We start from the raw sequence: 25,106 nt of genomic DNA on the forward strand, positions 1-25,106 counted from the left end.
CGCCACCATGAACCTCGACTACGATCCGGACCCGGATCTCGACGGCGCGCGCTTCCCGCCGATGGTCTGGCCGGCGAAGACCGACGCCGACGCCGCCTACGCACGCTTTGCCGAATTCGGGCTCAAGAAGCCCGATACGGCGAAGTAGGCGCGCGAAGGGGCGGCCGAACTCCGTGGCTCAAATCGCACAATCCCGATGAAGCGCCTCTCGATCCTGAGTGCCGTCGTCGGGCTGGCCATCATCGCCGCAGCGATCATCGTCGCCGATCCGGCGACCGTCGCCGACGCCATCGCCCAGTCGCACTGGGCAACGGCGGCCGTGATCGGACTTCGGGTCGTCGCCGTCGGCTCGGCCGGATTGACCTGGTGGCTGCTCTTTCCTGCGCATCCGCGCCCGAAGGCCCGCATCTGCGCCCTGCTCCGCTATATCCGCGAGGGCACCAACGCGCTCTTGCCGCTAGCGCAGATCGGCGGTGACGTCATCGGCGCACGGCTGCTGACGTTCTGGAAAATTCCGGGTCCGCTCGCCGCCGCGACCATGATCGTCGACGTGCTGGCGCAGGCCGGCACGCAGTTCCTCTTCGCGCTCGTCGGTTTCGCACTGGTGATCGCGCACGGTGTCGGCGGCACCTTCATCCACGATCTCGCCTGGGCGCTCGCCGCGGGGGCCTTCGCCCTCGTCGGCTTCTATCTCGCGCAGCGCCACTGGGGCGAGCGGGTGGTGAACGCCGCGCTCAAGCGCCTTGCGCGCGGACGCGAGTGGCAGATCAACGGCACGTTCGAGACGCTCTTCCGCGAATTGCGCGCCGTCCATCGCCGCCGGCTTTCGCTCAGCGCCGCCATCGTTTGCCATCTCGCGGTGTGGTTTATCGGCGCGCTGGAAGTCTGGGTGACGCTTCGGGCGATGGGCTATTCAATCAGCTACTCCGACGCCGTGGCGATCGAGAGCCTGGCGCAGGCGGCGCGCGGCGCTGCCTTCGTCGTGCCCGGCGCAGTCGGTGTGCAGGAGGGCGGTCTCATCGTCCTGTGCGCGCTGTTCGGCGTCCCGGCGAACGCGGCGCTGGCGTTGTCATTGATCAAGCGCGCCGCCGATCTCGCCGTCGGCATCCCCGGCCTGATCGGCTGGCATGCGCTTGAAACCCGGCGCATGGCGCACAAGCACCGGAGCGCCTAGCAGACGCAACTCTGCCTTGGAGTTTAGGTCCGATAATCGGCCACGACCTGCGGCCGCTGTATGACCGGCACCCGCAATCCCGGATAACTGCCGAACGCGGGGCGCGGCGCGGTAATGCCGACCACCGTCACCGAATTCGGCCCGGAGCCCGCCGTGGGTAAAAACGCGTAGATGGTCACAATGATGAGCAGGGCACCAATAAGCAGGGACCAGTGGAAATAACCGCCCTTGATCGAGGTGCCTCGATCGTCGCCACCATAGTCGCCCATGGTGCCCTCCGCTGCCGTCGGCTTTACGATGTGACCCGGCACCCGTCCGGTGCCGGCCGCCGAGCGTTCAACGCGGAACCATGTTCAGCGTTTCTTACCTGACAAAAAATATCCCGCCGTCGCCTTCCTGGCGGCAAGCGCGCCGGGTCCGAGCGGCGCTGATAAAGGCCGCATAGCTCCAGGTGAGGTCGCGCGCAGAGGCCGGGATGCCGGTCGTTCGATCAAATTGCTCGGCGAGGTGGCCGTCGGCCGGAGTGAAGCCTCTTATCGTTGTCATAAAGGCGTCGCCACGCGCTATCATACTACGTCGATAGCACAGGGATGCCGCGGCCAGCGTGGTGACATACCAGGCGCCGCCGCCAAAATAGCGGTCGTTCCGCGACCGCCCCAATGCCGGCGCGCCGCGGCCACGGTTGATCGGGAACTCGCGCGCGAACAGATCCTCCAGCGCGGCAAAAGTCAGCCACAGGCGCGGATCGTCGACCGAATGCGGACCGCCCGGCAGATCGGCGTCGACCACTCCTAACAAGCAGGCCGTATCGACGATATCATCGCGCCCGCCGCCCCTGAGCGGCCAGATGGCGGCATAGACCTGATGGTCCTCGGACCAATGCCGGTCGAGCACCGCGCGCAGCCGTGCCTCGGCGTCTGGCGCTGTCACGAAGGCGCGCCCATGCACCAGCGCGCCAAATTGTACCAGCGCGACATAATAGTAATGCGCGTTCTCCTCGGCCTCCTCCCACGGGCCGATGCAGGCCGCCCCGGCATGGCGGCGCGTGAAATCGAGATCGCGGTGCAGGAGTTCGCGCATGGCCTCGCTCGCCGCCCCGCCGGTCGCGAGGAACCGCAGGCACGCGAGCGCGCGCAAAGCCGGCCCGTCATATTGCGGACGCGACCAGCGCAAGGCGTCCGGGCTGCCGTCCGGATTGAAGCGCGGCTCGCCGAGGAGGGCGTCGCCGGCCAGCGCGCGCATCGCATCGTCCGGGCGCAGAAACTTGCGGAACCCGGGCTGCGTCTTCTCTTGCAGCGACGGATAATCGGCACCGTCGATGCGCGTCAGCGCCAGACTGAAGTCGACGAAATCGTTGAAATGCCGGATCCAGCGTCGGCGCTCGGCCTCGCTTCGCGCATCTGCCGCCAGTTCCGCGACCGTGCGCATGACGATCGCGGAATCGCGCAGCCAGTGGAAGAAATAATCGGGTTCCGGATTCCAGTCGGCCATCGACGGCGACGCCAGCACGGAACCGCGCGCGGGCACGATCATCTGCCCGAAGGCAGCGCGTTCGCGCCGCAAATTGGTGGCGGAAATCGCGCGCTCCATCAAATTCGCGCTCAGTTGCGCTTGCCGCTCGATCCAGTCGTCGAGTTCCATCGCCACAATCTCATTTACGAACGCACAAAGTTCTGCACTTTATTCCCAGTCTGCGGCAACGCGGCATGAGACTTTTCTTGCAATCGATTCGTGTTTGACACACTCATTATGTGTCTCTTCGAGTCGCGATATTGCGCGACCGGACCCGCCAGCCGGGAGGGGGGCTGGCAGACGGACAAAATGTGAGAAATCTGCAGGACTGTCAGACTGACAGCGAGGACGCGTCCGCGCGTTCCGCCCGCACTGTCTTCACGTCGCCGAGCAAGGCCGGCGACGCAGCCGCTGTTGCAAGCGCTATATCCATATTCCAGCCACCAGCCATCGAGTACGAAGGCCGCGGCGCCGCCGCCGAGTGTCTCGCGCTCGTCAAGAGCCTTTGGCGCAGCCGTTATCGCGCCACGGTGACGCTGCTTACCAGCGGCATCCTGCTCATGCTGATCGGCAACATGTTCGGCCAGATCCGGCTCAACGACTGGAACGGCGATTTCTTCGATGCGATCGCCAAGAAGAACCTCGTTGCGCTCGGCCATCAGCTGCTGCTGTTCCTCGGCATTGTCGGCTTCCTTCTCTCACTCGTCGTCGCCCAGACGTGGATGCTGCAAATGTTGAAGGTGCGGCTGCGCGAATGGCTGACGCGGCACCTCCTCGACGAATGGCTGGCGCGCGGTCGCGCCTATCGGCTGGCGCTGGCAGGCGAACTCGGCGTCAACCCCGACCAGCGCATCGAGGAAGACACCCGCAAGCTCACCGACCTCTCGGCGGGACTCGCCGTCGGCCTGCTGCAGGCGAGCATCCTGCTCGTCTCCTTCATCGGCATCCTGTGGTCACTGTCGAGCCATCTCGTCTTCGTCGTCGGCGGCCACCACGTCTCCATTCCCGGCTACATGGTATGGTGCGCCCTCGCCTACGCGCTGATCGGCTCGACCCTGACCTGGCGCGTCGGCTCGCCGCTGATCGGGCTCAATTCGCAGCTTTACTCACGCGAGGCGGAACTGCGCTTCGCGCTGGTTCGCGCCAGCGAGAGCGCGGAAAGCATCGCGCTCTATGGCGGCGAACGCGACGAGCGCCGGCAACTCGACGGCAATGTCGACCGCGTCATCGGTACGATGAGCAAATTGACCGGTGCGGTGTCGAAGCTGACCTGGATCACCTCCGGCTACGGCTGGCTCGCCATCATCGTGCCGATGCTGGTCGCGTCGCCCGGCTATTTCAGCGGCACGCTGACGCTCGGCGGGCTCATGGTCGTGGTCGGCGCCTTCAACCAGGTGCAATCCTCGCTGCGCTGGTTCGTCGATCAGTTCCCCTCGCTCGCCGACTGGCGTGCGACCTTGCACCGGGTCAGCGCCTTCAAGGCGGCGATGGACCGGCTCGACCGCAGCGACGAAACGGTCGAGCATATTCGCATCGCGCGTCACCCCCGCGGCAAACTCGCCTTCGACGGCGTCAGCGTGCTGTTCGCCGATGGCCGCGTCGTCATCGCCGAGACCACGGTCGAGATCGCGCTCGGCGAGCGCGTGCTGATCGTCGGTGAATCCGGCGCCGGCAAAAGCACTTTGTTCCGCGCGCTCGCCGGGCTGTGGCCATGGGGCACCGGTACGATTCTGCTGCCCGATCCCGCCGGCATGATGTTCATGCCGCAGCGGCCTTACCTGCCGCTCGGCACCCTGCGCGCCGCCCTCACCTATCCGGACGCACCGAACGCGTTCTCGACCGCGGCGGTCGAGGTCGCGCTCAAGCGGGTCGGTCTGGCCGAGTTCCAGTCGATGCTTGATGTGCCGGCGCGCCTCGATAAGAGTCTGTCGCTCGGCCAGCAGCAGTTGATCGGCTTCGCGCGCCTGCTGCTGCACCGGCCGAAATGGGTGTTCCTCGATGAGGCGACCTCGGCGCTGGACGAACTCAGCCAGAAACGGGTGATGTCGATCCTCGACCAGGAGCTGGAGGGCGCCACCATGGTCAGCATCGGTCACCGCCCCGGGCTCGAGGCCTTCCATCGCCGCGTGCTGCATCTGGTGCGCAGCCCGCTTGGCGCTACGCTACGGCATGGACCGGTGCGGAATCGCGCCGCCGTCCCGGCGTAGGAAAGGCCGATGGACATCGACGATCTGCTGGGGCGGATGAGCCTCGCCGAGAAGATCGGCCAGCTCAACCACCCGAACATCGGCGGCGCCGACACCACCGGCGCCGGGCCCGCAAGCGCGCACCTGGAAGCACGCATTCGGGCCGGCGAGATCGGCAGCCTCGCCGCCGGGGCGCCGCTGCCGTGGCTCGCCGAATTGCAGCGCATCGCCGTCGCGCAATCGCCGCACGGCATCCCGTTGTTCTTCACGCTCGACGTGATCCACGGTCATCGCACCATCTTTCCTTTACCGCTAGCGCTCGCCTGCGCTTTCGACGCCGATCTCGTGGCGCGCACCGCGCGCGCCGCCGCGGTCGAGGGCGCAGCGTCCGGCATAATGCTTGCCTGGGCGCCGATGCTGGACGTCTCGCGCGATGCGCGCTGGGGGCGCTGCGCCGAAAGTCCGGGCGAAGACCCTTACGTCGGCGCGGTGTTCGCCCGGGCGATGGTCGACGGCTATCAGCAGGACGATCTCACGCGCGCCGACACGATGATGGCCTGCGCCAAACATTTCGCCGGTTACGGCTTCGCCGAGGCGGGCCGCGACTACAACATGGCCGACATCAGCCCCTACCGCATGCACAACGTCGTGCTGCCCCCTTTCAAGGCGGCGGTCGACGCCGGTGTCGGCGCGGTCATGGTCGGTTTCCACAATCTCGCGGGCATCCCCTGCACGGCGCATCGCGAGCTGCTGCACGATCTGCTGCGTGAACGCTGGGGCTTCGACGGCCTCATCGTTTCCGATTACACGGCGATCATGGAGCTGGTGCACCACGGCGTCGCTGCCGACGAGAAGGAAGCAGCCTGGCTCGCCTTCCACGCCGGCGTCGACATCGACCTCGTCGGCGAATGCTACCGCCGGCATCTGCCGGCACTGGTCGCGGAAGGGCGCATCGCCGAGAGAGACATCGACGCCGCCTGCCGCCGGGTGCTGCGCGCGAAGGAAAAGCTCGGACTGTTCGACAATCCATATCGCGGCCTCGACGAAGAGAAACGCGCCGCGGTGACGCTGACCCCGGCGGCGCGCGCACTGGCGCGCGAGGCGGCGGCGAAATCCTGCGTGCTGCTGAAGAATGACGGCGCGCTGCCGCTCGCCCGCGACCGCAGGATCGCGCTCATCGGACCGCTGGCCGACAGCCGCGCCAACATGCAGGGGACCTGGGCCGTGGCGGCGAAGCCCGAGGACAGCGTCACTATACTCGAGGGCTTCCGCGCGGTGTTCGGCACGGTGCTCTATGCCAAGGGCGCCAACATCGTCGACGATCCGAACATCGCCGCACGGCTCAATCTCTTCGGCGAGACAGTGACGATCGATCCGCCCGACACGCTGCTTGAGGAAGCGACGACGCAGGCGCGCAAAGCCGATGTTATCGTGGCCTGTATCGGCGAGGCGCGCGAGCACACCGGCGAGTCGGCGACGCGCAGCACGCTGGAACTGCCCGGCAGTCAACGGCGGCTGCTGGAAGCGCTCGTCGCGACCGGCAAGCCGCTCGTCCTCGTGACGATGAGCGGACGACCGCTGGCGCTGTCATGGGAAGACCGGCACGCCAATGCCATCCTGCATGCGTGGTTCGGCGGCAGCGAAACCGGCAACGCCATCGCCGACCTGCTCGTCGGCGCGGCCAACCCGTCGGCGAAGCTCGCAATGAGCTACCCGCGCGATTCCGGACAATGCCCGATGACCTATGCCGAGCCGCCGACGGGACGCCCCGGCGACAGAATTGGCCTCGACGTCGGCGGTGATAGCGAACGTGACGCGCAGGGCCGTCCTGTGTTCCGCAAATTCACCACCGCCTGCCGGCTCGAAGGCCCGGCGACGCCGCTCTATCCGTTCGGGCACGGGCTGAGTTACAGCGCGTTCGCCTACGGCGATGTCGCGCTCGATCGCAGCGAACTGGATGGCGAGGATGCCGTGCTCACCGCCAGCGTCACCGTCCGCAATGACGGCGCGGTCGCTGGCGAGGAGATCGTGCAGCTGTATATCGGCGATCCCGTGGCCAGCCGCTCGCGGCCGGTGCGCGAACTCAAAGGTTTCCAGAAGATCGCGCTGGCGCCCGGGGAGAGCCGGCAGGTCTCGTTCCGCATCACCGCCGAGGACCTGCGCTATTGCCGCGCCGACCGGCTCGCCGCGCCGGAGTATGTGTTCGAGCCCGGAGAATTCGTCATCGGCATCGGCGGCAGTTCCGAGAACCTCGGCACAAAGCGCGTGGTCTGGCGTTGCGACAAGCGATGACATCGGTGTCCGACGACGCCCTGCTCGATCTCGTGCAGCGACAGACGCTGCGCTATTTCTGGGACTTCGGCCACGCGGATAGCGGGCTGGCGCGCGAGCGCAGCAACCCGGTGGCTGGCTACGACTTCATAGACACGGTCACCACCGGCGGCACCGGCTTTGGCATCATGGCGCTGGTCGCTGGCGCCGAGCGCGGCTTTCTCACGCGCGGCGACGTGCGCGCACGCGTTGGCAAGATCGTCGACGGTCTCGCCTCGGCCGACCGCTACCACGGCGTCTTCCCGCACTTCCTCCATGGCGGCACCGGCAAGACTATCCCCTTCTCGTCCAAGGACGACGGCGGCGATCTGGTCGAGACCTCGTTCCTGATGATGGGTCTCCTGTGCGCGCGGCAGTATTTCGCCGAGGACGCGAGGCTTGGCGTCGCCATCGATCGGCTCTGGCATGACGTCGAGTGGGACTGGCACACGCACGGCGAAGACGTACTCTATTGGCACTGGAGCCCGCGTCACGGCTGGGCGATGAACCATGCCATCCGCGGCTGGAACGAGTGCCTCATCACTTACGTGCTCGCCGCGGCATCGCCGGCGCACGCAATCGCACCGCAAGTCTATCACCGCGGCTGTACCGACAGCCCGGTGTTTCACAACGGCAAAGCTTACGGCGACAAGACCCTCCCGCTCGGGCCCGATCAAGGCGGCCCGCTTTTCTTCGCGCACTATTCGTTTCTCGGCCTCGACCCGCGCGGCTTGCGCGACGCCTACGCCGACTACTGGGCGCAGAATTGCGCGCACGTCGAGATCAACCGCGCGCACTGCGTCGCCAACCCGCACGGCTTCGCCGGCTACGCGCCGGATTGCTGGGGGCTGACCGCCTGCGACGGCGACAAGGGCTATAACGCCTTCTCGCCGACGAACGACCACGGCGTCATCGCGCCGACCGCCGCGCTGTCGTCGATGCCCTATACGCCGGCCGAGTCGATGGCGGCGCTGCGCCACCTCTACGAAGAGCGCGGCAGCGCGCTGTGGCGCGACTTTGGCTTTGCGGATTCATTCAACGCTTCGGCGAACTGGGTCGCCGAGGGCCATCTCGCCATCGATCAGGGCCCGATCGTGGTGATGATCGAGAACCACCGCTCGGCCCTGCTGTGGCGCCTGTTCATGAGCTGCCCGGAGATCAGGCTCGGCCTCGACCGGCTCGGCTTCGCCTGACCGCCCGGCGCGGTCTCACATCTGGTCGATGACTTCGCTCTTCCAGAGCTCCCAGGCATCGTCGACGCGCTTGGGATCCTGCGCCTCGTCCGGCGCAACGTAGGTGATCGGCCGCCCGAACGACTTCGCCATCGCGAGCTGCTGCGCATTCACCTCCGCGTAGAGCGCGCGGTGCACCGCCTTGCGAATGTCCGGCGCCACGACCACGTTGCCATGCCCGCGCATCAGCGCGATCGGCCGATTGCCCAGGGTCTTCGCCAGCGAGCTGCCCTGCTTACTGGTCGTGACCAGCAGCCCTTGCGTGAGGCAGCAGTCCCGGATTTCCCATATCGGCACTTCCTCGCACATGAACGAGGCGATGTGCGAGATCGCCTTCAACGGCTCGCCGGTGACGCTGAACGGGATCATGGTCGGCGAATGGCTGTGCACGACGGCGTTGACGTCCGGCCGCGCGCGATAAACCTCGCCGTGGATGTAACGCTCGAGGAAGGCGCGCTGTCCGCGCAGGTCGACAGGCGTCGAGTGCAGGTCGAACTCGAGGATGTCCCCGGCGCTCACCAGGCCTGCCGCGCGGGCGCGCGAAATGAGATAGCGATCGGGGTTGCTGGGATGGCGGATGCTGACGTGCCCCCAGGCGTCGAGCACGCCGTGGTGCGCCAGGATGCGGCTGGCGGCGACGAAGTCTTCCATGAGCGCCGGATCGATCGGACCGGCTGAAGCGGGGGCATTGTCGTGCACGGGCGCCATCCTCGAACTTGCGTTGTTGTCGCATCAAGCCGTCGCGCCGCCACCGGCGTGTCGAGCCGGGCCGCGGCGCGCGACTATTATCACGATCGAGGACGGGTTCGACAGATCGGGCTACCGACCGCCGGATATTTTCGCTCCCGTGCCGCGGTCTTAGGGCCGCACGTAGCTCCAGCCGTCCTCCTGCAATTCGCTGATGCGCACGACACCGGACGGCACCACCTTCGCTTCCGATACGATCTGGATCGGATGGCCCTCTCTCTTCTCCATGCCCATCATCGTGTTGTGGCAGGCGGAGAACTGCAGGCGCGCCGGGAAGCTGCCGTCCTTGGCCATGCGCGAGAGCCGCTCCTTCACCGGCGACTTGTCCTCGCGCAGCATGTTGAGCCCTGGCCCGTAGGCTACGACCTCGACCTTCGCCGGCTCGCCCTTGCCGTTGTAGTAGTCCAGTATGTTCTGCACGTTGTTGAGCACGAGGTTCATCACCGCCGGGTCGTTCTGGTCGACCTGGAAGACGATGCGGTGTTCCTTGCCCTTCTCTGCCGCGTGGCCGGTCAGAGACATCGCGGCGACACCGATCAGACCGGCGAGCACGGCCAGAACGTACATTACCCGTTTCATTGCTCTCTCCCTTGCGGCCCTGTTCTCGTCTTATGGCCGGACCAGCGTGAAGCCCTTCTCCGTCAAAGCCAGGATCTGCGCCACGCCGGCGTCGACCTTTACCGCATGCGGGTTCAGGTCCACCGGCTTGCCCGTCTCGCGCTCGATGGTCTCGATCGTGTTCATGCAGACGTCGAACTGCACGCCTTGCGAGACGAGGCTATCAACCTCGGCGCGATGCGCATTGCCCGCGCGCAGCAGATCGATGCCGGGACCGAAGGTGACGACCTCGACGGCGATGCGATCCGGGCCGTAATACTTGAGCAGATTGTAGGCGACGCTGATCGTCAGCGCCTCCTTCTTCGGATCGTTGTCCGAAAGCTGCAACGCGAGGTGATGCTCGGCGAAGGGCTTGTCGATGATCGGCGCCGCGTTCTGCGCGAGGGCCGGCGACGACAGCAAAGCCAAGGCGGCGAGCGCCTGTCCGATCCACTGTCGCAGCCCCTGCGCGACCGCCATGATGCCTCTCAGCCGGCCATGCCGGGATTGTTCGCGAGACCCTTGATCGCGACCTTGTTCAGCTTCTTCGGCCGCGCGTCCTTCACGCCGCGCAGGTAAGACGCAAACACGTCCGCCACCGGCTTGCCCTCTTGCGGATTGACCGACGCCCAGCCGGCGACCTTGTAGGTCTTGCCGGCCTCGAGCGGCTTACCGTTGTCGAGGGTCAGGTCGGAGAGCCGGTGGCCGATGCTTTCAGCCGGTGCGCAGGCATAGTCCATGCCGCCGACGCGCACCATGTCCCCGCCCTGCTGGTAGTACGGGTCCGGATTGAACAGGTTGTCGCAGACGTCTTCCATGATGGCCTTGATCTGATCGCCGGTCATCTCCTGCACGTAGACCTGCGGATAGGTGATCGCCGTCTCGGACAGCACATCGTCCATGGTGATCGCGTCACCCGGCAGCACCGACTTGCCCCAGCGGAAGCCCGGCGACAGCGCAAGCTCGGCGCCGAGTTCGGCACGCAACGCGTCGCATATGAGCTGGTCCATGGTGCCGTTGAAGTTGCCGCGCCGGTACAGCAGCTCTCCGGCGACCGCGAGCTTCGCATCGAAGCCTGCTGCATATGGCTTGCGGACGCGCGCGACGAACGCCTCCACTTCGGCGTCCGGCTTGAGCAGGTCCGCATAGACCGGCAGCAGGTGATAGCGCACGTCCTTGACCCGGCCCTTGTCGAGATCGAGGTCGAGCACACCGAGAAACTTGCCGTTCGAGCCGGCGTTGGTGACGAGCGTCTTGCCGCCGGCGTTCGTCACGGCCACCGGCCGCGGCACCGCATCGTGCGTGTGGCCGCCGAGAATGACGTCGATGCCGGTGACGCGACTGGCGAGTTTGAGATCGACGTCCATGCCGTTGTGCGACAACAGGACCACGGCGTCGACCTTGTCGTTCTGACGCAAGCCATCGATCAGCTTCTGCATCTCGGCATCGCGGATGCCGAAGGTCCAGTCCGGCGTGAACCGCTTCGGGTGCGCCACCGGCACATACGGAAACGCCTGGCCGACGATGGCAATGCGCTTGCCGCCGATCTCCTTGATCGTCGCCGGCTTGAACACGCGGCCACTGGCGGCATCGAAGGCGGGCTTGTCGTTGAAGGCCGCATCCTCGGTGAGAAACACGTTCTGCGCCAAGAACTCGCCGTTGAACCGCTTCAGGTTCGCACGCAGACGCTCTTCTCCGTAGGTGAACTCGAAGTGGCCGGTCATCGCCTCAATGCCGAGCAGGTTGGACGCCTCGACCATGTCTTCGCCGTGCGTGGCGTCGGCAAGGCCGCTGCCCTGCCAAAGGTCGCCGCCGTCGATGAGGATCGAGCCGCCCGGCCCCGCGTCCGCGCGCAGGCGATCGATCAGCGTCTTCAAATGCGCGAAGCCGCCGAGCTTACCGTAGCGACGCGCGGCCTCGGTGAAATCGAGATAGGTGAAGGCGTGCGCCGCCCGGCTCTTCGGCGCAACGTCGAAATATTTGAGAAATGCCTCGCCGACGAGATGCGGCGGCTGCCCCGCCCTCGGCCCGAGGCCGAGGTTGACGCTTGGCTCGCGGAAATGCACCGGCAAAAGCTGCGCATGCGTATCCGTCATGTGCAGCAGCCGCGCGTTGCCGAAACGGCCGATGCCGTAGAGATCGTCGGCTTCGGCAGCGCGCGCGAGCCCGGCCGGCGCAACACCGGCCAGTGCCGCCGCGGTGAACAGTTTGAGGACGTCGCGGCGGTGCATCCGATCTACTCCGTCAGTCGCGGGCGGTCACCGGACGACGGCCTCCGGCCAGAGCTTTTCCTGCTCCTTGGCCTGCGCGGTCGACGCATTGGCCAGCGCCTCGGCGTGCTGCGCCAGCGTGACCGCGTCGTCGAACTTGCCGGCATCGGCCGCGGCCTTCGCCTTCTTCAGCGTCGCCTCCGTGGCCGTCCAGCGGTTCTTCGCGGCGGCCGCGCCCTTCTCGGCCGCCTCGGCTTTCGCATAGGCCGCCTTGAAGTCGTCGGCGGAGGCGGCAAAGGCGGTGCCCGCGAAGCCGAAGGCCGACAGGATCACCGCCAGGCGGATCATTGTGCGTGTGCGCATGACATGAACCTTTACTTACGGCCGCGTGCCGGGGCCGGAGATCGGCAGCCCGTTCGCCATGTAGGACAGGTAGTATTCGACGTCGCGATATTCCTCGCTCTCGCCGGGCAGCGGCACGCCGCCGACTTGGCTGTTGCAGCTCTGCAGCCGGCGGCTCACCGTGCCCATGCCGCCCCAGGTCGAGCGATAGATCGGCATCGCGTTCATGATGCCGAGCGCCGGCGCCAGCACCTCGGTGCGGATGTGATTGCCGGGGTTCTGCACGTGGCAACTGGCGCAGGAGAAGTTGAGCTGGCCCCGCCGCGTGTAGAAATATTCTTTGCCCTTGGTGTAGGCAGCGAGCGCGCGCGGGTCGTTCGGGATCGCGATGTTCATCGGCTTTCCGCGCGAGGTAAACGCCATATAGGCGGTGAGCGCCGCCATGTCGTCCTTGCTGTAGTCGAATGGCTTCTCGCCGTTCGCCTCGCGGCACTGGTTGAGCGCCACGTCGAGCGTGATCACCTGTCCGGTCTTCGCGTCGAACTTGGGATAATCCTGGCGGACACCGATGCCCTTGTTCGCGAAGCAGTCGCCGTAGGTCTTGCCGTTCTTGAACGGCGTCGCGAACATCTGCTTGCCCTTGTCGACGACGAAGTCGTAGGGCGGGAATTCGTCGATCGCCTTCCACTGCTTGCGCAGGCCTTCGTCCATCGAATACGGGCCGTTGACGAAGTCGTCGAGCGCGACCTTCGGAAAGCGATTGGTGAAGTAGTCGCGGAACGCCTTGAAGTCGGCCTTTGGATCGCTGGCGGTCTCCGCGGCCAGGAGCGGCTGCGCCGCCCCGGCGAGGATCGCGACCGCGATCAGAGTTTTGCGCAGCATTGTCTTTCCTCCCCTTCGCCCCTTGAGCGCGGAGCTTATCGGACAGCTATTGGATTTTGGCGACCGTCGAGTCCGACTGACCCTTGTTGTCGACCCAGCTCACTTTGAGGTCGTCGCCCTTCTTGCCGCCCTTGAAGCTGAACTTGACGTAAGGGTCCTTGGAAACGGCCGGTCCCCAGAGACAGGTGAACACCACCTTGCCGGCGTGCTCAAACTCCACCACCTCGATGTGATGCGGCGGGATGATCTGCCCCTTGGAGTCCTTCACGAAGCCGGAATCCATTGGATGGTTGATGAGCGACTGCACCTGGGTGGTGTCGCCGCTGGCGATGGCGCGAACGCGGATGGTCGAAGCCATGTGCGAAATCCTTTTCCCGTACCCGTTCAGCCGCCGCAGCCGCCGACGGTGACTTTGACTTCTTTTGTCGCGCTGTAGAGTTTGCCGCCCGCTTCGACGATCGCCACGACCTTGCTGGTCTTCGCCATCTTGAGCCGGCAGGCGACCGAGGCTTCGGTGCCTTCCGGGATCTTGTAGGCGGCGGCGAGCGTAAAGGGGTTCTCCAGCACCATGATGGCGATGCCGGTCACGCCCGGCATCGTGGTGGCGACCGCGATCGGCACCACCGCGCCGTTCTCGGCGATCTCCGGCGCGTCGAGATTGATCTTGTCGGATGCCTCGGCAGCCTTGCCGTACAGCGCCTTGAGCGCGTCGGCCTCGCTCTTTTGCTTGAAGGCGTTCTCCGGCCAGGCCTTGGCGTCGGCCGCCGCATAGGCGCTCGACAGCGTCGCGGCGGTGAAGCCGAATGCGGCAAGGCCGGCCGCGCCCTTGAGGATGATGCGCCGCGTGTGATCGGGCGCGTCGATGAATTCGTTCTTCACAGTCCCTCCTATGCTTCGCCCAGGGGCTATTGATTGTAGAGGTAATCGACGATCGTATCGATTTCCTGCTTGGTGAGGATGAGGTTGCGTCCGAACGGCGGCATCACCGTCTGCGGATTGCGCTTGGTCTCGTCGTTGACGATCGCGACCACGTCCTTGCGATCGGGATAGCGCGATTTCAGGCCGATCAGCGACGGCCCGACATTGCCATAGTCCGAGATGCCTTTGATCTCGTGGCACTGCTGGCAATTCGAGTCGAGCAGCTTGACCGCATCCGGTGATGCGGCAGCGGCGGGACGGGCGACCAAGGTCGCAGCGGCGAGTGCGGCGGCCACAACGAGGCCGGTTTGTCGCAAATCCATCGATATCCTCCCCTTACGCGGGCCGCATGAGCGAAGCGGCCTCATTTTGGTTGCATGTCGTCCAACGGTCCAGTCGTCCGCGGCGTCAGATCCTTGCCTTCGGCCGTCGAGTCGATCGTCACCTTGGCCGCATCGACGCAGTTCGTCATGCACTCCTTGGCCGCCGTGTCCGGCCGCGGGTCCTGCCAGATGAAGGCATCGTGGTGCGGCATCTTCACCTTGGGCAGACTGTTCCGGTCGGCGACAAAATCATTCGGCACGATATTGTTCAAGTTCAGGATATAGGCCGTCATGGCATACACCTGATCGGCGCTGAGCGAATGCGGCGCCGGGAACGGCATCGCCCGGTTGATGTAATCCCACAAAGTGGTGGCGTATGGCCAGTAGGAGCCGACGGTCGGCTCCGGCCGATCGCCCGTAAGGTCGCCGCCGGCGAGCTTGGGATAGCGGCCCTCGCCCTCGCCGAAGGTACCGTGGCACGCCGCGCACTGGTCCGCGAAGATGTCGGCGCCCTGATTGACCGTGCCCTTGCCGGGCGGCAGGCCCTGCCCGTCCGGACGCACGGCGATCGCCCAGCCGTCAATCTCGGCCTGCGTCGGCGCGCGACCATAACCGTAGTGTCCCGCCGGTTGTGTTTCCGCCGCCCAGGCGGGCGCCGCCACGAACGCCGCGGCGAGCAGGACAAGCGCCCCTTTAAGCCAGCTGGACATCGAACACTTTCCCGTCCGGCTTGACCTGCCAGGTCTGGATCGAATTGTTGTTGTAGATGCCGTTGACGCCGCGCACGGCGCGCAGTTCGGCGATGGTCGGCTGCACGAAGCCGGTCTCGTCGACCGCGCGCGACTGCAGCAGCGCCGGCTTGCCGTCCCAGCGCCATTCATGCGTGAAGCGCGTCAGCGCTTTCGAGAGAACCGGCTCCTGCAGACGGGCGCGCTGCCAGTTGACGCCGCCATCGGTCGAAACATCGACATGGGTGATGCGGCCTTTGCCCGACCAGGCAAAGCCGCGAATTTCATAGAGACCCGGTCCGTTGACCGGTTTCTCCGGACAGGGGAACGTGATCACCGATTTGGCATAGATCAGCCAGGTGAAACCGCGGCTGCGTCCGTCCTTCATCAGCTCGGTGTATTTCGACGTCTCCTCGCGCGTGAACCAGGGCTGATCGCCGATCTGGATGCGGCGCAACCATTTGATGTTCACATTGCCTTGCCAGCCGGGCACGATCAGGCGCAGCGGAAAGCCCTGCTCCGGCCGCAGGGCCTCGCCGTTCTGTCCGTACACCACCAGACAGTCGTCGAGGCATTTCTCGATCGGCAGACTGCGGTCCATGTGCGCAGCATCGGCGCCTTCAACCAGCGCCCACTTCGCTTCCTTCTTGAGTCCGACTTCCTCGAGCAGCGTCGACAGCTTGACGCCGGTCCACTCGGCGCAGCTCACCATGCCGTGCGTGAACTGCAGCGAGTTGAGCTGTGCCGCGCGCCATTCCATGCCGCCGTTCGCCGGACATTCGATGAAATGGATACGCGACACCGACGGGAAGCGCTTGATGTCGTCCATCGTCAGGATGAGCGGACGATCGACGAGGCCGTGAATCATCAATTTGTGTTGCGTCGGATCGACCGTCGCGCGGCCGCCGTGATAGCGCTCGAAAAATAGACCGTTCGCCGTGATGATGCCGGGCTGGTCCTGCAGCGGCGTGAAACTCACCGAGGATTCCGTGCCGGCGGTAAGCCACGGCACGTTGCGGCGGATGACGTCTTTGACGAAATGCGACGGGTTGCCGTAGGGGCGGTCGACGACGCCCGGCCCCAGCATCTTCGACCAGTCCGGGTCGGCGGGCGGCGCCGCCTCTTCGGCATTCGCCACAGGCGCCCCGACCAGCGCGCCGCCGGCCGCAGCTGCCGCGCTGAACAAAAACCGACGCCGTCCGGAGACCTGGTCGGTCTCGTTCGGGTCCGCATGCCACCCTTTAGGCAAACTCATTCCGGCGCTCCACCCTTCCGCTTTTTTTACATATCAGTATCTGAATACGTGCGCCTGTCCAGAAGAAATTTCCACCGAACGAGGACAAAGGCAAAGGCTTGTTCTTCTTTTTGCCACATCCGTGCAAAAATTCGATACCCACTTCATTGTGGCGCGGCACTAACACCTTACCGCCGCTTGCAGATCGCGCGACAAACCGTCAGCACTGATATCCGCAACAGAGCCAGTTCATGCAGCACCACAGGATTGTCGCGGTCGCCGTCGCCGTTCTGACCGCAGCCTTGCTTGCGCGACATGCCGCCGCAGCGGACGAGTACGCGCCGCTTCCCGTACCGCTGCAGATCCAACAGGCTCCCGCGGCGCCGATCTACTACAGCATCGGCCACCCCGGCGTGCCGGGGAAGCAGAACGAGGGCAACACGTCGAATGCCGGCTTCGTGGTCACGCCGGACGGCGTGCTGGTCTTCGACGCGCTCGGCACGCCGAGCCTCGGCTGGGCGCTGCTGCAGGACATCCGCAAGATCACCGACAAGCCGGTGCGCTACGTGGCGCTGAGCCACTATCACGCCGATCACATCTACGGCCTGCAGGCGTTCAGGGACCATACCGGTGCGGTGATCATCGCGCAGGATCGCGCGCGTGAGTACAAGGAGGAGAACGAGGAGACCGCCGACGAGCGCGCCAACCAGCGACTCGATCAGCGGCGTGCGGCCCTGGCGCCCTGGGTCGACGACAAGACGCGCGTCGTGCCGCCGGACATCACCTTCAACGACCGGCTGACGCTCACATTCGGCGGCAAGCGCTTCGAGATGATCTATGCGGGGCCCGCGCATTCGGCGAGCGACATGATGATGATGGTCGAGCCGGACGGCGTGCTATTCGCCGGCGACATCGTGCAGAACGGGCGCGTGCCGTTCATGAATGGCGACGACGTGGACACGAAGCAATGGTTGAAGGCGCTCGACGCCGTCGCCAAGCTCAATCCGCGATTCATCATTCCGGGCCACGGCCAGCCGTCGACGGCGGCGCAGCAGGCGATCGCCTTCACGCACGACTACATCACATACGTGCGACAGGCGATGCAGAAGGCGGTCGACAACTGGACCGATTTCGACGTGGCCTACAAGCAGACCGACTGGTCGAAATACGCAAAGATGCCGGCGTTCGAGGCCAACAACCATGGCAACGCCTATCGCATCTTCCTCGAGCTGGAGCAGAACCAGTTCGGCAGCGGCGCAGCCCCAGTCAAGCCGTAGCCGCGCATCGCTCTCAGAATCTGATTTTCACTTATATTGAAGCCAGCGCCGGCACGCGCACCGGGCTGCGCAGCCCGACCGCCGCGCCGATCAGGATGCCGAGCACGGCGATCGCCGACGGCAACGCCAAAGTTGACAGGCCGGTGAGCCCCTGCCCGATCGAGCAGCCGAACGCCATCACGCCGCCGACGCCCATCATCGCCGCGCCGCCGATCGAGCGCAGCATGTGATTGTGCGATTTGTAGCCTTCGAGCTCGAAGCGGCGGGTGACCACCGCCGTGATGAAACTGCCGAGCAGCACCCCGGCCATCACGACGATGCCGAAGTTGAGCGTCGAGCCGGTCGACAGCATCACGTACTGCAGCGAATCGGCGAGCGGCGCGATGAAGGTGAGCGACGCCACCGGTGTCGGCGTGAACGGATCATTGCCGAGGAAGCCGGTGATGAACCAACCGGCTGGCACCAGCAGGCCCATGATGATGCCGCTCACGACGAGCAGCGTCGAGGCGCGGAACCGCGCGTGCGAGAAGGCAAAGATGAGGAACGCCGCCGCGACGATGACCGCGGCGATCGCCGCCGCCAGCGACGGCGTCAGTCCGGAATGAGTGAGAAGCGCCGGCAGCGACACCGTGCCGAAGGTCGTTTGCGAAGCGTTGACGAGCGCGATGCGCAGGGGAGCGATCAGTCCCTTCAGCGTCATCTGCGCCGTGATACCGATGGTGGCGATCACCACCAGCGAGCGCAGATTGCCGCGGCCGAGCAGCACCATGGTGCGCGAGGCGCAGGCATTGGCGGCGATCATGCCGTAGCCGAACAACAGACCGCCGAGCAAAACGACCGGCGCCGAGAAGCTCGGCGCGAGGTAGATCGACTTGCCCAGGTCGACATAGCCGAAGGCGCTCAGCGCCTGGGTGCCGAGAATGGCAACCGCGACCGCCAGAGCGATGGTGCGGATCATGCGGCCGTCGCCGTTGATGTGGTTGCGCAGCCCGGAAACCACGCAGAAGCCGCTCAACAGTCCGACCGAGCCGAAGACAAGACCGATCAACAATCCGCCGGCGAGGACGACGACAGGCTGGGAATCCATGAGAGCCACTCCGCTTGGCTCATTTAACTGGAGGATCGGCTTGGAGGCCGCAAGCAGGCGGCCAAGGGCCCCGCGAATTAAAAAAATTCGCCACGCGGCCGTTCAGCGGAGGGGAATAAAGCTGCTGTCGATTGCTTATTATGGGTGAAAATCACCTACCGGTTTCCGCCCTTTTTGCCGCCCGGGAGCACGATTTTCTACCGACCGCCGTCCCATGAGGCCGACCGGCATTTACGGCTGCACGAGCGGCGGCCCCATCGGCATCATGTTGGTGTTCATGCTCTCCGTGATCCAGATCGAGCCGCCGAGGAACAGGATGACGAGGATCGGGATCGACAGACGACGAGTTCGATGTGCCCGGAATAGACGAAGTCCGGCATGTAGCGCGCGCGCATGTTCGATTCGCGGAACCACCACGCTAAGCCCAGCACCGATCGTCGGGATCACGATCGCCAGCATGATGGCGAGAGAGTCGAGCATGATGGTCGCGTCGGCGGAGCCGACCGGCCCGGCCGGCGTCAGAACGCCGAACTTGCACCCCGACACGACCAGCGCGCAGCCGAGCACCATCACGTTTTTGAATGACGCAAAACCGCATCGATTAGGCAGAACCTGGCTGTCCGCGTGAGGCGTGGGGGCCGGCGAGAGTCGGCACCTGAACGGCCATGGCTTTCGAGAAGTTCAATCGCTGCGACATATCCCGCCCGCGGCGTGTCGGCTCCCCGACGCAGGGACCGCCTGCGAACCGCGCGTCAGATCGGATGTCGGATGGGCGAAGCGGCAACATCGCGCGGACGGAGCGCCCGCGCGTCATTACACGATACGACCGGCTCTAGGCGCCGGCGGGGTCCGCTCAGCGCGCGCGCTGGCGCAGCCGGCGCTCTTCCACGAAGATCGTCAGCAACATGGTAAGCAGGAACGCGACGGTGAACAGCCAGCCGAACGCGTCCGATGCCGTTGCGATGTCATAGCGTACTGGTCCGCGCTGCAGAGAGATCGCAACCAACTGGCCGGCGACCGCCAGCGGCAGGCAGACCGTCATTATTGCGAAGAGAATGCTATTGGCGCCGTCCCGCGACAGAAGTGCCCTGGTCATAACAACCTTTACGTTCGACCCGTGCGCCCCCGTGTCGATGCCGCCCGGAACCGTGGCGGCGATGGTTGATAACGCGCCGGCGGCGAAAATGGACCGCGACCAGAGTTCGCAGGTCCGTTTATCCACCGCCGGGCGACCCTACGATGAAACCGCCCGGTGACGGTGCTCTAGCCGTCCTTGTGGCAAAGCCGTACAAACGGGGCCCGGATTCCGCGCGTGCGGCGCCGGCACAATGACAAAAAAGCGGGTGGAGACAAATAATGCGTGATTTTCTTGCGATATCAGGGAGAACTATGGGGCGCGCGCTGCGCATCGCGCTGCTGCCGGCCCTGCTGATCGGCGCCGTCGCGGCCCATGCCGAGGACTGGCCGACACGGCCGATCCGGGTCATAAGCCCCTACCCCGCCGGCAGCGCCTCAGACACCGTGAGCCGCGTCGTGCTCGACGAGGTCTCGCAGCTGCTCGGCAAGCCGTTCGTCATCGAGATGCGCCCCGGCGCCGGCGGCACGATGGGTTTTGCCAGCGTCGCCCATGCGACACCGGACGGCTACATGCTGGTGACCAGTTCGTCATCGATGGCGACGGAAAGCGTGCTGCACCGGACGCTGCCCTACGACCCGATGCGCGATTTCACCCATGTGGTGCTGCTCGGCACTTCGCCCAACGTCATCGTCGCGTCGAAGAAGAGCGGCTTCAAGACTTTGGGAGACCTGGTCGCCGCCGCCAAGGCCAAGCCCGGCACGCTGACCTTCGCATCGGCGGGTATCGGTTCGTCCTCGCACATGGCGGGCGAGCGCCTGCGGCTCGCCGCCAAGATCGACGTGCGGCACGTGCCGTTCCGCGAGGGCGGCCTGCTCGAAGTCATGGCCGGCCGCATCGATTTCTATTGCATCCCGCTCGCCGCGGCCGCCTCGGCGTTGAAGAACCCCAACCTCGTCGTGCTGGCGGTGACCTCCGACAAACGCTCGCCGCTGTTGCCGAGCGTACCGTCGGTCGCCGAAGCCGGCTATCCGGGCGCCGTGTTCCGCTTCTGGAACGGCATCTCGGCGCCGGCCAAGACGCCGCCCGAGGTCGTGCAGAAGCTGCATGACGTGACCGAAAAGGCGCTGGCCATGCCGGCGGTGCGCGAGCGCTTGGCCAAGCTCGGCGTCGAACCGGCGAACCTGAGCACCGCCGAGTTCGGCAAGTTCTTCAAGGACGACTACGACGCGACACGGCAGCTCGCGAAGGACGCCAACATCAAGCCGATCGACTGAACGCGGATGAGACCGGCCGGATTCGCTGATGCGGGTCCGCCCGGTTTCGTCGTTACCTGAGGAACCAATCGGAATACTTCCCGTTTCTCTCCATCGCCTAATCCGGGAGGATTCCGATGAAGTCTACTCTTGCATTCCTACTCAGCACCGCCGCCGCGCTGTTGACGCTGAACAGCGCCAATGCCGCTCCCATCGCGCCATCGGCTACGCCGGCGGCAACGTCGTATGCCGAGCTGCTGGAACCGGTTCCAAATGCCAGCGAAACGCTGATCGCGGACGATCTCGCCCGCGCCCAGCAGAAGCCGCTGTTGCAACTGGTCCAGTTCCATCATCACCACCACCACCATCATCATCATGGCTTCTTCCGCGGCTTCGGCTTTGGGGTGGGCATCGGTGCGCCGGGCTATGCCTATCGCGGTGACTGCTATTGGCGGCTGAGCCGCCCCTACTGGAACGGCCGGCACTGGGTGCGCCGTCGCGTCCGCGTGTGCGACTGACGGTGAACACCGGCACCTCGCACGGCGCCGGTTGCGTCTGATTGCCAACATCCGCATGCTCCGCCCCGTCACGAGTGGACGGGGGGAGCATGATCCGGATCGGCGTTATCGGGTTGGGCTGGTGGGGCAAGCAGATCGTAACCTGCCTGGCCGAAAGCCCGCGATTCAAGGTCGTCGCCGGCTGCGACGTCGATCACAATATGGCGGCGCCGTTTGCCCGCCAGCACGGCTTCGATCTCGTCACCGACTACGAGGATCTTGTCCGCCGCGGCGGTCTCGACGCGATCGCCGTCGTTACGCCGCATCTGCTGCATGAGGAGATGGCCATCGCCGCTCTCGCCGCCGGCAAGCAGGTGTTCTGCGAAAAGCCGCTGGCGCTCAGCACTGCGAGCGCCGAGCGCATCCTCGCCGCCTCGGCGAAACAGGGTGGCGTGCTCGGCATCGGCCATGAGCGCCGCTACGAGCCGGCGCTGGAGAAGGTGCGGCTCCTGCTCGAAAGCGGTGCGCTCGGGCGCGTCCTCCACATGGACGCCAATGTCAGCCACAACAACTTCCGCAACATGGACCCGTCGAACTGGCGGCGCGATCCGCGTCACGCGCCCGCCGGCGCCTGGACCGCGCTCGGCATCCACATCGGCGACCTGATGGTGTCGCTCGCCGGAGCGCCGACGCGCGTCGCCGCCCGCACGGCATCGCAGATCTTTCCCGCCCCGTCCGAGGATTTCGTCAGCGCGGACGTGGACTTCGCCGATGGCGCGCGCGGCCGCATCACCTGCCTGTCGACGCCGCCGTTCTATGCGCGCTTCACCCTGATCGGCGATCGGGGCTGGGTCGAAGTGCAGGAAGGCGGCAATGTCGACAAGGGCCTGCCGTCGACCTTCGTCCATTGCAAGCCGGACGGCACGCGCGAGAGCCGTGAATACGCGCCGGTCAACACCGTGCGCATGAACTTCGAAGCCTGGGCCGACGCGCTCGAAGGCCGCGCGCCCTATCGCTTTACGCCCGACCAGCTGCTCGCCAATATCCGCATCTTCGATGGCGTCGTTCGCTCGGCCGCAAAGAACGGGGAGCCAGTTGCTCTTTAGTCGCAACAGCGACTACGAGAGTCGAATTCCGACGGCAGCTGGGCTAAACAGCGCGCCATGCAGAGCGAAAAGGAACAGGTCGCACTGACGTCGATCGCGGCGTCCGCCGGACTGACGGTCGCCAAGGCGTTCGTCGGCCTGAGCACCGGTTCGCTGGCGATCCTGTCGGAAGCGGGACATTCGCTGATCGATCTCGGCGCGACGATCATGACCTACGTCGCCGTACGCATCTCCGGCAAACCGGCGGACGAACAGCACCATTACGGGCACGGCAAGGTCGAGGCCATTTCCGCACTGGCGGAAACGGCGCTGCTGTTCCTGCTCTCCGGCATCGTGATCTGGGAGGCGGCGAACCGCCTCGCCGCCCGCGACGGGCACGCTGTGGCAGCGACGGCGTGGGCCTTCGGCGTGATTGCCGTCTCGATCGTCGTCGATTTCTTCCGCTCGCGGGCGCTGGCGCGCACCGCAAAAGCAACGCAGAGCCACGCGCTCGAAGCCGACGCTTTGCATTTCTCTTCCGATTTGTGGTCGTCGGTCGCCGTGCTGATCGGCCTCGTCGGCGTGCACTATGGCCTGGCTTGGGCGGATTCGGCGGCGGCGCTGGCCGTCGCGGTGCTCATCTGCATCGCCGGCTGGAAGCTGGGCAAGCGCACCGTCGACACGCTCACCGACGTGGCGCCGCCCGGTGCCGCCGGCCTCATCACCGCCGCGGCCGCGCGCGTTCCCGGCGTCGTGCGTGTCGAGCAGGTGCGTGCGCGCGCAGTCGGCGAGACAATCTTCATCGATCTCGCCGTCGCCGTCAGCCGTACGCTGCCGCTCGACCGCGTCAACGCCATCCGGGAAGCTGTCGCCGCGGCGTTGCGCACGCAGATGGCGGGCGCCGAGCCGATCGTCACCACCAATCCGGTAGCGCTCGACAACGAGACGATGCTCGACCGCGTGATGGTCATCGCGCGCAACCGTGCGCTGGCGGTGCATCACGTCACGGTGCACGACCTGCAGGACAGACTGTCGGTGTCGCTCGATCTTGAGGTCGATGGAAGGCTGTCGCTGCGCGCAGCGCACGACATGGCCGACGCGCTGGAGAACGCGATCGAAGCCGAGCTCGGCCCGCATGTCGAAGTCGAGACGCATATCGAGCCGCTGCAGACGCAGGACGCGACCGGCCGCGAGGCGCCCCCCGAGCGCGTGCAGGCCGTCACCATGGTACTCAGCGAACTCGCGGCGGAAGGCCGTGTCATCCGCGATGTACACGACGTGCGCGTGCGCGAGACCGAGGACGGCGAGATCGTCAATTTTCACTGCCGCGTCGATCCCGAATTGTCGGTGCGGGCGGTGCACGAGGCCGTGGACGCGCTCGAGCGCGCGCTGAAAGCGCGTTCGCTGCAGATCAAGCGCGTGATCGGCCACGCCGAGCCGATGCGCTAAGGCACCAGAACCGCCGCGCCCTCGAGCCGCCCATGGCGCAGGTCGGCGAGTGCCCCATTCGCCTTGGCGAGCGGATAGCGCGTCACCGCGCATTGCACGCCGGCCTTGGGCGCGAGCGCGAGAAATTCGCGCGCGTCCTCGCGCGTCAGATTCGCGACCGAGCGCAGCTGCCGCTCTTCCCAGAGGATGGAGTACGGGAAGCTCGGGATATCCGACATGTGAATGCCGCCGCAGACGACGCGCCCGCCTTTGCGGACCGCCTTCAGCGCCGCGGGCACCAGCGCCCCGACCGGCGCAAAGATGATGGCGGCGTCGAGTGGCTCCGGCGGGATGTCATCGGAGTCGCCGGCCCAATCGGCGCCGAGCGAGCGGGCGAAGTCTTGCGCGCGTGTATCGCCCGTGCGCGTGAAAGCCATGACGCGCCGTCCCTGCCACCTCAACACCTGCGCCAGGATGTGCGCGGCGGCGCCGAAGCCGTAGAGGCCGATTGTCTCGCTCTCGCCGGCCAGCCGCAGGCTGCGCCAGCCGATCAGCCCCGCGCACAGCCACGGCGCGATTTCGGCGTCATCGCCATCCTCGCCGAGCGGAAAGCAATAGCGCGCGTCGGCCACCGCGTGCGTGGCGAAGCCGCCGTCGCGCGTATAGCCGGTGAAGACTGGCGCGTCGCACAGGTTCTCGGCGCCCTCGCGGCAATAGGGGCAGACGCCGCAGGTGGCGCCGAGCCAGGGCACACCGACGCGCTCGCCGACAGTGAAGCCGCTGACACCCTGCCCGACCGCCGCAACGCGCCCGACGATTTCGTGCCCCGGCACGATCGGCAGCTTTGGGTGCTCCAGCTCGCCATCGACCACATGCAGGTCGGTGCGGCAGACGCCGCAGGCCGACACCGCGATCACGAGTTCGCCCGCCCCCGGCGCCGGCACGGACCGTTCCCGCAACACGAGCGGCGTCCGCGGCCGCTCCAGCACCATGGCCCGCATCGCGG

26 protein-coding genes are annotated in these 25,106 nt (G+C 66.0%); 9 read left to right on the plus strand and 17 right to left on the minus strand.

What is annotated here, in order from left to right; all coding sequences use genetic code 11:
- The first annotated feature begins 196 nt into the window (after nucleotides 1-196).
- Nucleotides 197-1,174, plus strand: coding sequence for a flippase-like domain-containing protein (locus tag VGV41_RS07475; RefSeq protein WP_326863149.1), 978 nt, complete (start codon nucleotides 197-199; stop codon nucleotides 1,172-1,174).
- 23 nt (nucleotides 1,175-1,197) lie between these two features.
- Here VGV41_RS07475 and VGV41_RS07480 read toward each other — a convergent pair whose 3' ends face one another.
- Both VGV41_RS07480 and VGV41_RS07485 read right to left on the minus strand, forming a co-directional pair.
- Nucleotides 1,198-1,443, minus strand: coding sequence for a hypothetical protein (locus VGV41_RS07480; RefSeq protein WP_326863150.1), 246 nt, complete (start codon nucleotides 1,441-1,443; stop codon nucleotides 1,198-1,200).
- A gap of 94 nt (nucleotides 1,444-1,537) precedes the next feature.
- Nucleotides 1,538-2,815, minus strand: a complete 1,278-nt coding sequence (locus VGV41_RS07485) for a glycoside hydrolase family 15 protein (RefSeq protein WP_326863151.1) — start codon at nucleotides 2,813-2,815, stop codon at nucleotides 1,538-1,540.
- A 182-nt stretch (nucleotides 2,816-2,997) separates the two neighbouring features.
- Here VGV41_RS07485 and VGV41_RS07490 point away from each other — a divergent pair, with 182 nt between their 5' ends.
- The 3 genes from VGV41_RS07490 to VGV41_RS07500 are packed head-to-tail and all read left to right on the plus strand — an operon-like array spanning nucleotide 2,998 to nucleotide 8,375.
- The gene (locus tag VGV41_RS07490; protein WP_326863152.1) at nucleotides 2,998-4,893 is read left to right on the plus strand and encodes an ABC transporter ATP-binding protein/permease; all 1,896 of its coding nucleotides are present in this window, start codon (nucleotides 2,998-3,000) and stop codon (nucleotides 4,891-4,893) included.
- Nucleotides 4,894-4,902: 9 nt separating this feature from the next.
- Nucleotides 4,903-7,164 (plus strand): beta-glucosidase BglX, encoded by a 2,262-nt coding sequence (gene bglX, locus VGV41_RS07495; RefSeq protein ID WP_326863153.1) that lies wholly within the window; start codon nucleotides 4,903-4,905, stop codon nucleotides 7,162-7,164.
- On the plus strand, nucleotides 7,161-8,375 hold the full coding sequence (locus VGV41_RS07500) for a glucoamylase family protein (protein ID WP_326863154.1): 1,215 nt from the start codon (nucleotides 7,161-7,163) through the stop codon (nucleotides 8,373-8,375). The genes bglX and VGV41_RS07500 overlap by 4 nt, the downstream gene beginning before the upstream one ends.
- Before the next feature lie 15 nt (nucleotides 8,376-8,390).
- On the opposite strand, the gene VGV41_RS07505 is transcribed toward VGV41_RS07500, so the two are convergent.
- The 11 genes from VGV41_RS07505 to soxC form a co-directional block, all read right to left on the minus strand.
- Nucleotides 8,391-9,113 carry a class II aldolase/adducin family protein gene (locus tag VGV41_RS07505; protein ID WP_326863155.1) on the minus strand — a complete coding sequence of 241 codons (723 nt, stop codon included), beginning with the start codon at nucleotides 9,111-9,113 and terminating at the stop codon, nucleotides 8,391-8,393.
- A gap of 159 nt (nucleotides 9,114-9,272) precedes the next feature.
- Nucleotides 9,273-9,740, minus strand: coding sequence for a hypothetical protein (locus VGV41_RS07510; protein WP_414705073.1), 468 nt, complete (start codon nucleotides 9,738-9,740; stop codon nucleotides 9,273-9,275).
- 30 nt (nucleotides 9,741-9,770) lie between these two features.
- The gene (locus tag VGV41_RS07515) at nucleotides 9,771-10,238 is read right to left on the minus strand and encodes a hypothetical protein (protein ID WP_326863156.1); all 468 of its coding nucleotides are present in this window, start codon (nucleotides 10,236-10,238) and stop codon (nucleotides 9,771-9,773) included.
- 8 nt (nucleotides 10,239-10,246) lie between these two features.
- Complete coding sequence (soxB, locus tag VGV41_RS07520) at nucleotides 10,247-11,989, minus strand: thiosulfohydrolase SoxB (protein WP_326863157.1); 1,743 nt, start codon at nucleotides 11,987-11,989, stop codon at nucleotides 10,247-10,249.
- A gap of 27 nt (nucleotides 11,990-12,016) precedes the next feature.
- On the minus strand, nucleotides 12,017-12,331 hold the full coding sequence (locus VGV41_RS07525; protein ID WP_326863158.1) for a hypothetical protein: 315 nt from the start codon (nucleotides 12,329-12,331) through the stop codon (nucleotides 12,017-12,019).
- 15 nt (nucleotides 12,332-12,346) lie between these two features.
- Nucleotides 12,347-13,192 (minus strand): sulfur oxidation c-type cytochrome SoxA, encoded by an 846-nt coding sequence (gene soxA / locus VGV41_RS07530; RefSeq protein WP_326863160.1) that lies wholly within the window; start codon nucleotides 13,190-13,192, stop codon nucleotides 12,347-12,349.
- A gap of 46 nt (nucleotides 13,193-13,238) precedes the next feature.
- A complete protein-coding gene (gene soxZ, locus VGV41_RS07535; RefSeq protein WP_326863161.1) occupies nucleotides 13,239-13,550 on the minus strand; it encodes a thiosulfate oxidation carrier complex protein SoxZ in 312 nt (103 codons plus the stop codon).
- Between the two features lie 26 nt (nucleotides 13,551-13,576).
- Nucleotides 13,577-14,071 (minus strand): thiosulfate oxidation carrier protein SoxY, encoded by a 495-nt coding sequence (soxY, locus tag VGV41_RS07540; protein ID WP_326863163.1) that lies wholly within the window; start codon nucleotides 14,069-14,071, stop codon nucleotides 13,577-13,579.
- Between the two features lie 26 nt (nucleotides 14,072-14,097).
- A complete protein-coding gene (gene soxX / locus VGV41_RS07545) occupies nucleotides 14,098-14,433 on the minus strand; it encodes a sulfur oxidation c-type cytochrome SoxX (protein ID WP_326863164.1) in 336 nt (111 codons plus the stop codon).
- A 41-nt stretch (nucleotides 14,434-14,474) separates the two neighbouring features.
- Nucleotides 14,475-15,143 carry a cytochrome c gene (locus tag VGV41_RS07550; RefSeq protein ID WP_326863165.1) on the minus strand — a complete coding sequence of 223 codons (669 nt, stop codon included), beginning with the start codon at nucleotides 15,141-15,143 and terminating at the stop codon, nucleotides 14,475-14,477.
- The gene (gene soxC, locus VGV41_RS07555; protein ID WP_326863166.1) at nucleotides 15,127-16,416 is read right to left on the minus strand and encodes a sulfite dehydrogenase; all 1,290 of its coding nucleotides are present in this window, start codon (nucleotides 16,414-16,416) and stop codon (nucleotides 15,127-15,129) included. The genes VGV41_RS07550 and soxC overlap by 17 nt, the downstream gene beginning before the upstream one ends.
- A gap of 230 nt (nucleotides 16,417-16,646) precedes the next feature.
- On the opposite strand from soxC, the gene VGV41_RS07560 reads away from it, so the two are divergent.
- Nucleotides 16,647-17,672: an MBL fold metallo-hydrolase gene (locus VGV41_RS07560; RefSeq protein WP_326863167.1), complete on the plus strand. Its 1,026-nt coding sequence runs from the start codon at nucleotides 16,647-16,649 to the stop codon at nucleotides 17,670-17,672.
- Between the two features lie 31 nt (nucleotides 17,673-17,703).
- Here the strand turns inward: VGV41_RS07560 and VGV41_RS07565 are convergent, their stop codons facing one another.
- The 3 genes from VGV41_RS07565 to VGV41_RS07575 form a co-directional block, all read right to left on the minus strand.
- Nucleotides 17,704-18,759, minus strand: coding sequence for a YeeE/YedE family protein (locus VGV41_RS07565; RefSeq protein ID WP_326863169.1), 1,056 nt, complete (start codon nucleotides 18,757-18,759; stop codon nucleotides 17,704-17,706).
- Between the two features lie 231 nt (nucleotides 18,760-18,990).
- Nucleotides 18,991-19,332, minus strand: a complete 342-nt coding sequence (locus tag VGV41_RS07570) for a hypothetical protein (protein ID WP_326863170.1) — start codon at nucleotides 19,330-19,332, stop codon at nucleotides 18,991-18,993.
- A 280-nt stretch (nucleotides 19,333-19,612) separates the two neighbouring features.
- Nucleotides 19,613-19,981: a hypothetical protein gene (locus tag VGV41_RS07575; RefSeq protein WP_326863171.1), complete on the minus strand. Its 369-nt coding sequence runs from the start codon at nucleotides 19,979-19,981 to the stop codon at nucleotides 19,613-19,615.
- A 134-nt stretch (nucleotides 19,982-20,115) separates the two neighbouring features.
- On the opposite strand from VGV41_RS07575, the gene VGV41_RS07580 reads away from it, so the two are divergent.
- The 4 genes from VGV41_RS07580 (at nucleotide 20,116) to VGV41_RS07595 (ending at nucleotide 24,121) form a co-directional block, all read left to right on the plus strand.
- Nucleotides 20,116-21,111: a tripartite tricarboxylate transporter substrate binding protein gene (locus VGV41_RS07580; protein ID WP_326863172.1), complete on the plus strand. Its 996-nt coding sequence runs from the start codon at nucleotides 20,116-20,118 to the stop codon at nucleotides 21,109-21,111.
- Nucleotides 21,112-21,227: 116 nt separating this feature from the next.
- On the plus strand, nucleotides 21,228-21,608 hold the full coding sequence (locus VGV41_RS07585) for a hypothetical protein (RefSeq protein WP_326863173.1): 381 nt from the start codon (nucleotides 21,228-21,230) through the stop codon (nucleotides 21,606-21,608).
- An 89-nt stretch (nucleotides 21,609-21,697) separates the two neighbouring features.
- Nucleotides 21,698-22,693: a Gfo/Idh/MocA family oxidoreductase gene (locus VGV41_RS07590; protein WP_326863174.1), complete on the plus strand. Its 996-nt coding sequence runs from the start codon at nucleotides 21,698-21,700 to the stop codon at nucleotides 22,691-22,693.
- 57 nt (nucleotides 22,694-22,750) lie between these two features.
- Nucleotides 22,751-24,121, plus strand: coding sequence for a cation diffusion facilitator family transporter (locus VGV41_RS07595; protein WP_326863175.1), 1,371 nt, complete (start codon nucleotides 22,751-22,753; stop codon nucleotides 24,119-24,121).
- Here VGV41_RS07595 and VGV41_RS07600 read toward each other — a convergent pair.
- Nucleotides 24,118-25,101 (minus strand): zinc-dependent alcohol dehydrogenase family protein, encoded by a 984-nt coding sequence (locus VGV41_RS07600; RefSeq protein ID WP_326863226.1) that lies wholly within the window; start codon nucleotides 25,099-25,101, stop codon nucleotides 24,118-24,120. The two genes, VGV41_RS07595 and VGV41_RS07600, sit on opposite strands and share 4 nt — an antisense overlap.
- Nucleotides 25,102-25,106 lie beyond the last annotated feature (5 nt).

Origin of the sequence: Pseudolabrys sp., assembly GCF_035943735.1 — a bacterium.
Classification (GTDB): Bacteria; Pseudomonadota; Alphaproteobacteria; order Rhizobiales; family Xanthobacteraceae; genus Pseudolabrys.